At 72.5% G+C, this 11,223-nt stretch carries 11 protein-coding genes; 5 read left to right on the top strand and 6 right to left on the bottom strand.

Annotated features, from left to right (window positions below):
• Nucleotides 1–149 precede the first annotated feature (149 nt).
• The gene (locus HC031_RS15260) at nucleotides 150–2,345 is read left to right on the top strand and encodes an ATP-binding protein (RefSeq protein WP_167925959.1); all 2,196 of its coding nucleotides are present in this window, start codon (nucleotides 150–152) and stop codon (nucleotides 2,343–2,345) included.
• On the opposite strand, the gene dusB is transcribed toward HC031_RS15260, so the two are convergent.
• The 6 genes from dusB to HC031_RS15290 all read right to left on the bottom strand — a co-directional run bounded on the left by dusB (nucleotide 2,334) and on the right by HC031_RS15290 (nucleotide 8,102).
• Nucleotides 2,334–3,452, bottom strand: a complete 1,119-nt coding sequence (gene dusB / locus HC031_RS15265) for a tRNA dihydrouridine synthase DusB (protein WP_338090669.1) — start codon at nucleotides 3,450–3,452, stop codon at nucleotides 2,334–2,336. The two genes, HC031_RS15260 and dusB, sit on opposite strands and share 12 nt — an antisense overlap.
• Before the next feature lie 129 nt (nucleotides 3,453–3,581).
• Complete coding sequence (locus HC031_RS15270; RefSeq protein ID WP_167925960.1) at nucleotides 3,582–4,031, bottom strand: hypothetical protein; 450 nt, start codon at nucleotides 4,029–4,031, stop codon at nucleotides 3,582–3,584.
• A complete protein-coding gene (locus HC031_RS15275; protein ID WP_167925961.1) occupies nucleotides 4,031–5,434 on the bottom strand; it encodes an O-antigen ligase family protein in 1,404 nt (467 codons plus the stop codon). The genes HC031_RS15270 and HC031_RS15275 overlap by 1 nt, the downstream gene beginning before the upstream one ends.
• Nucleotides 5,435–5,611: 177 nt before the next feature.
• Nucleotides 5,612–6,991, bottom strand: coding sequence for a glycine--tRNA ligase (locus HC031_RS15280; protein WP_167925962.1), 1,380 nt, complete (start codon nucleotides 6,989–6,991; stop codon nucleotides 5,612–5,614).
• 173 nt (nucleotides 6,992–7,164) lie between these two features.
• The gene (locus HC031_RS15285; protein ID WP_167925862.1) at nucleotides 7,165–7,758 is read right to left on the bottom strand and encodes an Rv0361 family membrane protein; all 594 of its coding nucleotides are present in this window, start codon (nucleotides 7,756–7,758) and stop codon (nucleotides 7,165–7,167) included.
• A complete protein-coding gene (locus HC031_RS15290; RefSeq protein WP_167926032.1) occupies nucleotides 7,755–8,102 on the bottom strand; it encodes an antibiotic biosynthesis monooxygenase in 348 nt (115 codons plus the stop codon). The genes HC031_RS15285 and HC031_RS15290 overlap by 4 nt, the downstream gene beginning before the upstream one ends.
• A gap of 52 nt (nucleotides 8,103–8,154) precedes the next feature.
• Here HC031_RS15290 and HC031_RS15295 point away from each other — a divergent pair, with 52 nt between their 5' ends.
• The 4 genes from HC031_RS15295 to HC031_RS15310 all read left to right on the top strand — a co-directional run bounded on the left by HC031_RS15295 (nucleotide 8,155) and on the right by HC031_RS15310 (nucleotide 11,222).
• A complete protein-coding gene (locus HC031_RS15295) occupies nucleotides 8,155–8,418 on the top strand; it encodes a DUF6703 family protein (protein WP_167925963.1) in 264 nt (87 codons plus the stop codon).
• A 131-nt stretch (nucleotides 8,419–8,549) separates the two neighbouring features.
• On the top strand, nucleotides 8,550–9,488 hold the full coding sequence (locus tag HC031_RS15300) for a metal ABC transporter substrate-binding protein (RefSeq protein WP_167925964.1): 939 nt from the start codon (nucleotides 8,550–8,552) through the stop codon (nucleotides 9,486–9,488).
• Between the two features lie 17 nt (nucleotides 9,489–9,505).
• On the top strand, nucleotides 9,506–10,270 hold the full coding sequence (locus HC031_RS15305; RefSeq protein ID WP_420813641.1) for a metal ABC transporter ATP-binding protein: 765 nt from the start codon (nucleotides 9,506–9,508) through the stop codon (nucleotides 10,268–10,270).
• Nucleotides 10,271–10,346: 76 nt separating this feature from the next.
• Entirely contained in the window at nucleotides 10,347–11,222 is an 876-nt protein-coding gene (locus tag HC031_RS15310) for a metal ABC transporter permease (RefSeq protein WP_167925966.1), read from the top strand.
• Nucleotide 11,223: the final 1 nt, after the last annotated feature.

Below are 11,223 nucleotides of genomic sequence, written 5' to 3' on the forward strand. Positions count from 1 at the left end.
CCGGTTATCAGCGGCACACGGGTCCAGGATCCCGAAGCGCGGACCGGTGGCCGGCCCCACACCGGCCACCGGTCCGCCCGTCGGGTGCAGATCGGGTGCGGATCGAGGGCGGCTTCATAACCGGCACGAACCTGCCGATCCAGACAAATGTGGAGGATCAGCAAACCGCACGGCTCCGCCGCTGGTGGCGCTCCGCCCGCGCGTACGCCGTCCTGACGGCGGTGGTCGGCGTCTCCGGCTCACTCGCCGGCGCGGCCGCCCTCGCCGGCGCCGACCGGGAGGCCGGTCGCCAGGCCACGTCGCGCCGCGTCGAGCTGGCCCGGCGCGCGGTCACCGACGAACTCCAGCGCTACCTCGACACCGTCCGGCTGGTCGCCGGGGCGGCGGGCACCCAGCCGGCGCTCAGCCGCGACGCCTACCTCGAGCTGACCCAGCCGCTGGTGGACGCGAAACTCGTCGGCGCCACCGACGTCGCCTACGTCGTACCCGCCACCGACGAGCAGGTCGCCGCCGCACAGCGGCAGTGGCGCACCCGCGGTGTACCCGATCTCCAACTGCACCCGGTCGGCAGCGCGCGCGAGCACTTCTTCACCGTCTTCGACCGGCCGCTCGACGGCGCCGGCCCGCCGGTGACCGGCGAGGACCTGTCACAGTCGGCCGAACCCGCCGCCGCGCTGGACGAGTCGCGTCGCGGCGGCGTCGCCACCCTGTCCCGGCCGTACGTGCCGCTACGCGACCGCGGTCTGCCCGCCAACCGCCGGCAGTTGTCGTTCACCCTGGCCGCGCCCGTGCTGAGACCGTCGGACGCGGGCGGCGCCGGGCCGTTCGTCGGCTGGATCCTCATCGAACTGCGTGCGCCTGCTCTCCTCGGCACCATCCTGCGCGGCTCGCCGGATCAGGCCGACGGCCTGCGTGCCGCCGCGCTCTACGCCACCGACGCCGACGGCCACGAGGTACGCGTCGCCGGCCTGAGCCGCGGCCCGGCCGGTCGCTCGGACGTACGGCAGGACGTGGACATGCCGGTCGCCCGACGGATATGGACGCTGCGCGCCACCGTGGCGTCGCCCGGCGCGGGCGGCGCGCCGCTCTGGGTCGCCGGCGGCGGCAGCCTGCTCACCGTCGTGCTCGCCGTACTCGTCGCCGCACTCGTCACCGTCCGCGACCGCGCCCGCAGCCACGTGCTGCGCACGACCGGTCAGCTCGAAGCCGACCTCGCCCGCCGGAAGCTCGTCGAGGCCCAACTGCACCACGCCAACCAGGCCCTCGCCGAGCAGCAGAACTACTTCGCCGCGCTGCTCGACTCGCTCGACATCGTCGTGGTCGCCTGCGACAACGACGGCGAGGTGACGTTGAAGAACGCGTACGCGCGCCGGCTGGGCGGGCCCGCGACCCTCACCCACCTCGACGGCACGCCGCTGCGCGACGACGAGCTACCGCTGGAACGCGCGCTGCGCGCGGGTCGGGTCGACGGAGTCGAGGTGCTCTACCAGGGGTCCGACCAGTGGCCACGCACCATGATCGTCCACGGGCAGGCGCTGTCCGCCACCGACGGCAGCCGCATCGGCGCCGTCATGACCGGGTACGACATCACCGAACTGCGCGACCACGAACGAGAACTGACCGGCTTCGCCGCGATCGCGGCGCACGACCTCAAGGCGCCGCTGGCAGTGATCGCCGCCTACACCGAACTGCTGGCGGCCGACAGCACCGGCGAAGCGGCCGAACTGCTCGAGCGCATCAACGCCGGGGTCGGCCGGATGCGCGCCCTCATCGACGACCTGCTGGCCTACGCGAGCGCCCGCGACGCCGTCCTCGACTCGGTCACTGTGGACCTTCGCGAGGTGGTGGCCGACGTCGTCACCGCCCGTACCGATCACCTGCGCCTGACCCCCGACGAGCGGTTCCCCGACATCTACGTCGGGCCGCTGCCGGCCGTGTACGCCGACGAGGCGATGGTGCGCCAGCTCGTGGACAACCTGGTCGGCAACGCCCTGAAGTACGTGCCCCCCGGCAAGGCCGCGCGGGTGGACATCACCGGCACCGAAGACGACGGATGGGTACGGGTGGAGATCGCTGACCGGGGCATCGGCATCCCGGCCGCGGAGCGGGCCGCCGTGTTCACCCCGTTCCACCGGGTGCAGACCGACCACGCGTACGGCGGGACCGGCCTCGGCCTCGCGATCTGCCAGCGCATCGTGGACCGCCACGGCGGCCAGATCGGAGTGACGGCCAACCTCGGCGGCGGCAGCCGCTTCTTCTTCACGCTGCCGGCCGCGATCAAGTCGCCCGACCGGCCCGTCGCCGCCCGGGTGTCCGCTCCCGGTCAGCTGCCGTCAGCCGCCTGAGTCGGCCAGCTCCGCGCCGTCCGGCACGCCGTCGGCGTCCGGGTCGTCCAGCCAACCCTCGGGCAGCGCCACCTTGCCCGGCGAGTTCGTACGACCGCGCGGCTGACCGAGCGTCTCGCGCGGGTACGGCGCGGCCGGGTCGAGCTTACCGAGCAGGTCGTCCAGCTCCATCAGACTGCTGATCATCGCGAGCCGCTGGCGCAGCTCGCTGCCGACCGGGAAGCCCTTCAGGTACCACGCGACGTGCTTGCGGAAGTCGGCGCAGCCGTGCGGCTCGTCCCCCACCCACTCCACCAGCAGCTCGGCGTGGCGGCGCATGGTCGCCGCGACCTCGCCGAGGTTCGGCAGGACCCGCTCCGGGCGTCCGTCGAACGCGGCGGTGAGGTCGGCGAACAGCCACGGACGGCCCAGGCAGCCGCGCCCGACGACCACACCGTCGGCCCCCGTCTGTTCGACCATCCGCAGGGCGTCGTCGGCCTCCCAGATGTCGCCGTTGCCCAGCACCGGGATCTCCAGCGCCGCCTTGAGATCGGCGATCGCGTCCCAGTCGGCGCGGCCGGAGTAGCGCTGGGCCGCCGTCCTGCCGTGCAGCGCCACCGCCGCCACCCCGGCCTCCTGGGCGATCAGACCCGCCCGCACGTACGTCAGGTGGTCGTCGTCGATGCCCTTGCGCATCTTGACGGTGACCGGCACGTGCTCTGCCGCCTCGACCGCGCCCCTGACGATCCGCTCGAAGAGGCGGTGCCGCCACGGCAGCGCCGAGCCGCCGCCCTTGCGGGTGACCTTGGGCACCGGGCAGCCGAAGTTGAGGTCGATGTGGTCGGCCAGGTTCTCGTCGACGACCATGCGCACCGCCCGGGCCACGATCTCCGGGTCGATGCCGTACAGCTGGAGGCTGCGCGGGCGCTCGTCGGCCGAGAACGCGAGCATCCGCATCGTCTTCGGGTTGCGCTCGACCAGGGCCCGCGTGGTGACCATCTCGCACACGTACAGGCCGGCCCCGTGCTCGCGGCACAGCTTGCGGAACGCGATGTTGGTGATGCCGGCCATCGGGGCCAGCACCACGGGCGGCCACACCTCGTAAGGGCCCAGGCGCAGAGATTTCACGCCGTCAAGCTTGCCATGATCGTCACGGTTCCCGGCGTGGTGCGGTCGGCTCGCCGCCGCCGGCGTCCGCGGAGCGCCGCGGCCCCCACCCGATCAGCGAGGTCCGCGGCGCCCACCCGGTATTCGGAACTACTTCTTGACGATCTGGATGTTGTGCTGGTCCACGACGGTGCGGCAGGTGTCCGCGCAGACCTGCAGCTGCGCCGAACCGAACGCCACGCCCGTGCGGAAGGGCTTCTGGGTCGGGGTCACCGCCACCTTGAAGCCCTGCGCGGAGCCGGTGCACTGCTCGATGGAGGTCGAAGCCTGGCCACTCGCGATCGCGTTGCCGACGTTCTCGGTGACCGCCACCGTCAGGTACGCGAACGAGCCGGGCCGGCAGGCGACACTGACCGGGGCGAACACCACCGCGCCCTTCGCGTCGAGCGTCGCCGTCGAACCCAGCTTGACCGCCTGCACCGGCGGCGATTGCGACTGGACGGCGACGGCGGCACCGGCCGGTACGGCGTACGCGAGCGCCGCGCCGACCCCGATGGCGGCGATGGCCGCGATCTGGATCCGGGGACGAGGTCGGATCATCACTTCTCCTTCTGTCCGGGAGGGGTTGGTTCTTCGCTGGTGGCGGCCGCGGCGAGCCCGATGAACAGGCCGGCGGCGAGCGGCAGGACCGCGATGTGCCACAGGAAGTCGAAGCCGCTGTGAACGGCGAGCGCGGCGAGCGCCGCGACGGCACCGGCCCTGATCCCCGGCCGGTGGGCGTGGGCGCGACCGCGGCGGATGGTCACCACCACCGCGGCGAGCAGGACGGCGAGCAGGAGCAGCCCGACCGCGCCGAGGTCGACGAGGATCTGCAGGTACTCGTCGTGGGCGTACAGCGCGACCGCTCCGGTGCCGTCCGGGGTGGTCCAGAACAGGGCCGAGCGCCCGATTCCGGTGCCGGCGAGGGGGTGCGAAGCGGCGAGTTCGAGCGCGGCGCGGGCCCCACCCGACCGTCCGGAGGAGTCGAGATTCCCCCGGCTGGCGAGCACCGCCTTCAGGTAGCCCGCGTGCGCCTGGGTCGCCGCCGCGGCGGCGACCAGGGCCAGCGCCCCGGTCAACGTCGCCGCGCGGTACCGGCCCGGCAGCCGGGGCGCACCGATCGCGACGACCGCGCCGACGAGCAGGCCGGCGACGGCGAGCGCCGGGTGCGCAACGGCGGTGGCCGGAAACGACGGGGCGAGCGCCCCGACGGCGACGACCGCGCCGAGGGCCGGCGGGGCGGCGGCGCGGACGGTGGCGCGTACGCCGACCCCGACCGTCAGCACCACGAACCCGGCCAGCAGCGCGATCAGGCCGGCCCGGCTCAGGGCGGCGCCGACGCCCACGAGCAGCAGGTACGCGCCCCCGGCGAGGGGCGCCGAGCGCGGCCGGGCGGCCAGCAGGGCCACCGCGAGCAGCGCGAGCGGCACCAGCAGCGCCGCCGCCGCGTTGGGATAGGTGAGCGTGGCGGCGCCGCGCCAGAGCCGGTGCTCGACGAGCACCGCGAACCGGGGCAGCCGCCACGCCACCCCGGCCCAGGCGATGATCGCGACCAGCGCGCCGACGCCGAGTACCGCCTCGGCACACCGCTCCCGCTGTACCGCGCTCGTCCGGCTCAGTACCAACGGCGCGGCGGCCAGGCACCCGAGGGTGGCCACGGCACCGATCGCGGCGGGAAATCCGCCGGCGGTCGCCGCGCGGGTGAGGCTCCACGCGGCGAGCGCGACGCAGCCGTGCACCAGCGGCCCGGCATCCCCGCGCGACGGCGGCCGGGCCGCCAGCGCCAGCACGAGGGCGACCGCCACCAGCGCGGTGAGCAGAATCCGTCCGGCCGCGTAGTAGCCGCCCTGCGCCACCACGCCGGCGGCGAGCGCGGCGAGGAGCGCGGCGACGTGCGCCGGTGTCGTCGTGGACGCCCCGGTGACGACCGCGCCATCCGGCGTCCGCGCAGCGACGGCTCGCATCTTTCCCCCGTGATACATGTGAATCTGACGATCAATGTACGGGGTACACGCGCGAGGACGATCACCGGTTGCGTCGCCTATCCGACACCGGCACCCGACGCGAGGCGATCCGACGGGCAAACGGAAGGGCCCCGCCCACGCCGAACAGACCGGCGGGCGGGGCCCTCGTTCAAACGATCAGCAGGGAGGCAGTCGGTCCAGCAGGTAACGCTCGACGTTGTCCAGCGGGATCCGCTCCTGGGTCATCGTGTCGCGGTCGCGGATGGTCACGGCGTTGTCGTTGAGCGTGTCGAAGTCGACCGTCACGCAGTACGGGGTGCCGATCTCGTCCTGCCGCCGGTAGCGACGACCGATCGCCTGCGAGTCGTCGAACTCCACGCTCCACCGCTTGCGCAGGTCGGCCGCGAGTCCACGGGCCTTGGGTGACAGTTCGGGGTTACGCGAGAGCGGGAGCACCGCGACCTTGACCGGGGCGAGCCGCGGGTCGAAGCGCATCACCGTGCGCTTGTCGACGCCGCCCTTGGTGTTGGGGGCGGTGTCCTCGTCGTACGCCTCGAGCAGGAACGCCAGCACCGCCCGGGTGAGGCCGGCGGCGGGCTCGATCACGTACGGGAACCAGCGCTCGCCCTTCTCCTGGTCGAAGTAGGTCAGGTCGACGCCGGAGTGCTCGGCGTGCGTACGGAGGTCGAAGTCGGTGCGGTTGGCGATGCCTTCCAGCTCGGAGAACTCGCTGCCGCCGAAGCGGAACCGGTACTCGATGTCGACCGTGCGCTTCGAGTAGTGCGAGAGCTTCTCCTTGGGGTGCTCGTAGAAGCGCAGGTTCTGCTCGGACAGGCCGAGGTCGCGGTACCAGTTCCAGCGCTCGCTCAGCCAGTACTCGTGCCACTTCTCGTCGGTGCCCGGCTCGACGAAGTACTCCATCTCCATCTGCTCGAACTCGCGCGTACGGAAGATGAAGTTGCCCGGGGTGATCTCATTGCGGAAGCTCTTGCCGACCTGGGCGATGCCGAACGGCGGCTTCTTGCGCGCCGACGTCTCGACGTTCTTGTAGTTGACGAAGATGCCCTGAGCGGTCTCCGGCCGCAGGTAGTGCAGGCCTTCCTCGCTCTCCACCGGGCCGAGGTAGGTCTTCATCAGGCCGTTGAACATCCGCGGCTCGGTGAAGGTGCCCTTGTTGCCGCAGTTGGGGCAGTTGATCTCGCCGAGGTCGGCCGGCGGCCGGCCGTGCTTCTCCTCGAACGCCTCTTCGAGATGGTCGGCCCGGAAGCGCTTGTGGCAGGACTGGCACTCGGTGAGCGGGTCGACGAACTCGTTCACGTGACCGGACGCCTCCCACACCGGGCGGGCGAGGATGACGGCCGAGTCGAGGCCGACGATGTCGTCGCGCTGCTGCACCATGGTCTTCCACCACTGGCGGCGGACGTTGTCCTTGAGCTCCACACCGAGCGGCCCGTAGTCCCAGGCCGACCGGGTACCGCCGTAGATCTCGCTGGACGGATAGACGAAGCCGCGGCGCTTTGCGAGGCTGACGACGGATTCGATGCGGTCAGCGGCCATCTCGATGAGTCCTCCTACGAACGTCGGATCCGACGCGTGGCTCGTGCCGGTCGCCGAGGAAGGCCGGCGGACCAGAATGATCAAGAGCCAGTCAAGCGTACGGGTGCCGCCGACCGGCCGGCACCAACATTAACGCGCGTGCCGTCGTCGGAACCCGCCTACCCCGGACCCGGTCAGGTACCCCGGCAGATCCGTAGCTCCGACCCGCCGGGCTCCTGTCTCAGCTCGAAGGTCCGCAGGGCCGCGCTGCCGTCCTCGTACCGGACGTCGACCGGCACGATGATCGCGTTGCCGATCTGCACCTGGTGGATGTCGTAGCCGACCGGGCGGGGGCGCCGCTCCTGCACCTGCGCGAACTGGGTCGACGTGACGCGACCCTTCAGGTCGGAGCACAGGTACGAGTAGGCGGTGTCGTACTCGCCGTTCTCGAGCGCATCGAGGTAGCCGCGTACCACCTTGGTCGCGTCCGCCTGGATCTGCCGACTGGTGCCGACCGCGAGCAGCCCGAAGCCGGCGATGCCGCCCACGCAGCACAGGATGAGCACGAGCGCGCCGATGCCGAGCCCGATCCACAGGCCGCGCCGGTTCCGGTCGGCCGGTGGTGCGGTGAACGGCGGCGTGACCCCCGGCCCCTGCGGAGGCGGCGGGGCGCCCTCGCCACCGGGGCCACTGGGACCGCCGGGACCACCGGGGCCAACGGGACCGCCGGCCGCGCCCGGTCCGAAACCCGGGTCCGGCCCGTACGGGGATCCGGCGGGTGCACTCATGGTCGTGATCGTAGTGCGGGGCCGTCGGCCCGGTCGCTGCCGGCGACCACCACCTCGCCGCCCGGCTCGGCGGCGGCGAGCACCTCGAACGCGGACGGCTCGTTGAGCGCCTCCGCGAGCAGCGGCGTGGCGTACAGCTTCACCTCGTACGACGACAGGGCCCGCCGGTACGCCCCGACGGACTCCCACGCCGTGACCATGGTCCACGTGTCGGGCTCGTCGACGGCGCGGGCGAGTTGTCCGCTCACGTACCCCGGCCGGGCGGCGAGCGCGGCGAGCGCCGTGTGGGCGCGTTCCAGGAACGGATCGGGATCGTCAACCACGAACCGGGTCACCACCAGCACGGCCGCCTCCACGCGGGAAAGTAAGGTACGACCTTGAGAATACGGAGGTGCGATGGTGCCGACGCGTGGCACACAGGTCCTACTGGCGCGCCTGAGTCAGCTCAACCCCACGACGGTCTTCCTGAGCACGGCCGCACTGGTGATCATCGGCCTGTTCGCGCCCCGACCGGTCGGCGGCATCCTGCTACTGATGCTGGCCGCCGGGCTGGCGGCCCTACTGTCGGTCACGTGGCGGCTCGGCACGCCCCGCACCCGGACGGCACGGCTGGCGATCCTCGCCCTGCTGGTGGTTCTCGCGATCATCCGCCTCGCGTGAGCGATCATCCGCCCCGCGCGGGCGGCCGTCCTGCCGTCCGCCGCGACCGACCCGCCGTTCGGCTCCCGTGAGCAGCCGTCCCCACCGACGTGTCACCCGTCAGAACCATCGGAACCGATGCGATTTTGACAATGATTGTCATTAGCAGTCAGAGTAGTGGCGTGCTTCGCTCCTGTACCGCCCTCCTCACCGCGGTGGCCGCGGTCGCCACGACCTGTCTACTCACCGGCTGCGGCGCCGGTCCGGCACCGGCCGCGGCCGACGGCAAGATGACGGTGGTCGCCGCGTTCTACCCGCTTCAGTTCGCGACCGAGCAGGTGGGCGGCGACCGCGTCACCGTGACAAACCTCGTGAAGCCGGGCGCGGAGCCACACGATCTCGAGTTGCAGCCCTCGCAGATGGCCGACCTGGAACGCGCCGACCTCGTGGTGTACCTGCGCGGCATGCAGCCCGCCGTCGACGCCGCGGTGGACCAGAACGCCACGAAGAGCGCGCTCGACACGTCGACCGTCACGCCCCTGCGGGACGCCCCGGCCGGCTCCGAGGATCTGGGCAGGGATCCCCATATCTGGCTCGACCCGACCCGCCTGGCCGCCGTCGCGGACACGATCGCCAACCGACTGGCCGCGCTCGACCCGGCGCACTCCGCCGCCATCCGAGCCCGCGCGGCGGCCCTGCGTACGCGCCTGGAGGCGCTGGACCGGGAGTACGCCACCGGCCTCGCGCACTGCCAGCGACACGAGATCGTGACCAGCCACGCCGCGTTCGGTTACCTCGCGACGCGCTACAACCTGACCCAGGTCCCCATCACCGGCCTCGCCCCCGACGAGGAGGCCACGCCGCGCCACCTCAGCGAGGCGGCCAGCCTGGCGCGGCGGTACCACGCCACGACGATCTTCTTCGAGTCACTGGTCAGCCCGAAGATCGCCGAAACGGTCGCCCGGGAGATCGGCGCCAAGGCCGAGGTGCTCGACCCGGTCGAGGGCATCGAGCCGGGCTCCTCCGACGACTACTTCTCGGTGATGCACGCCAACCTCACCACCCTGCGTACCGCATTGGACTGCTCATGACAGCAACTGACCTGGACCTGCCCGAACCCGTTGTCGCGGCCGAGGGCATCGTGGCCGCGTACGGTGGCCGCCCGGTGCTGCACGGCGTCACGCTGCGGGTCGCGGCCGGCGAGGTTGTGGCGATCCTGGGCGCCAACGGCTCCGGCAAGTCCACCCTGACCAGGTCCGTCCTCGGCCTGCTCCAGCCGCGTCGAGGCGAGATCCGGCTGTTCGGCACCCCGCTGCGCCGGTTCCGTGACTGGCACCGCATCGGATACGTACCGCAGCGGCTGGACGCGGGCGGCGGCGTGCCCGCGACCGTCCGCGAGGTGGTCGCCTCGGGTCGGCTGGCCCGGCGCGGCTTCCTGGGCCGTAACCGCCCGGCCGACCGGGAGGCGGTCTCCGCCGCGCTGGCCGACGTCGGGCTCACCGACCGCGCCGGCGACCCGGTACGCACCCTGTCGGGAGGGCAGCAGCAGCGTGTACTCATCGCGCGCGCCCTGGCCGGCGAGCCCGACCTGCTCGTCCTCGACGAGCCCACGGCCGGCGTCGACGCCGCCAGCCAGGAGGCGTTCGCGGCGACGCTGCACCGGTTCGTCGGGCGCGGCGGCACGGTCCTGCTGGTCGCGCACGAACTGGGACCGCTCGCGCCGCTCATCAGCCGCGCCGTGGTCGTGCACCACGGCGAGATCGTCCACAGCGGGCCGGTACCCGAGCCGGCGGGCCACCACGCCGCCCCCGACCACGACCACGTGCATCCGCACGCGCCGTACGACCGGCCCGGCATCTGGGACGCCCCGTGACCGACGGACGTCCCGGCACCGACGGACGCCCCAGCACCGACGTACTTCCCCTGCCCGGCGCACCCGAGGAACAGCTGTGAATCTCTTCGCCTACGACTTCATGATCCGGGCCTTCATCGGGGCCGTGATCACCGGCCTCGCGGCGCCCGCGATCGGGATCTACCTGGTGCAGCGGCGGCTGTCGCTGATCGGCGACGGGCTCGGACACGTCGCCCTCACCGGCGTCGGGCTGGGCCTGCTCACCCGTACCTCACCGGTGTTCATGGCGGTGCTGGTGGCGGCGGTCGGCGCGGTCGCGGTCGAGCTGGTCCGCGAACGGGGCAAGGCCTCCGGCGACGTGGCCCTGGCGATCCTGTTCTACGGCGGCATCTCGGGCGGCGTCGTGCTGGTCAACATGTCGTCGGCGCAGAGCAGTCGCAGCCTCACGTCGTACCTGTTCGGATCGCCCCTGACCACCTCGACCGGCGACCTGGTCGTGATCGGCGCGCTCGGGGCCGTCGTGCTCGCCATCGCGCTGCTGCTCCGCCCGTGGCTGTTCGCGGTGTCCCACGACGAGGAGTACGCGCGCGTGGCCGGCCTGCCGATCCGCCTGCTCAACATCACGCTGGCCGTCGTCACCGCGGTGACCGTGACCGCCGCGATGCGCACGGTCGGCCTGCTGCTGGTCAGCGCGCTCATGGTCGTACCGGTGGCGACCGCCCAGCAGGTCACCCGCGGCTTCAACGCGACGATGCACCTCGCGATGGTCCTCGGCGTCGGCGCCGCGGTCGTCGGCATGGTGGTCTCGGCACAGCTCGACACCGCCTCCGGCGCGACGATCGTCCTGCTCGCGATCGCGGCGTTCATCGTGGTCACCATCGGCGCGGGCGCGGTCCGCCGGGGCCGGGCCCACCCGCCCGTACCCGCGCAGCCGGCTGAAGCCGAACCGCATGAGGTCGTGCTGGACCGCTGAT

The organism is Planosporangium thailandense (genome assembly GCF_011947195.1).
Lineage (GTDB): Bacteria > Actinomycetota > Actinomycetes > Mycobacteriales > Micromonosporaceae > Planosporangium > Planosporangium thailandense.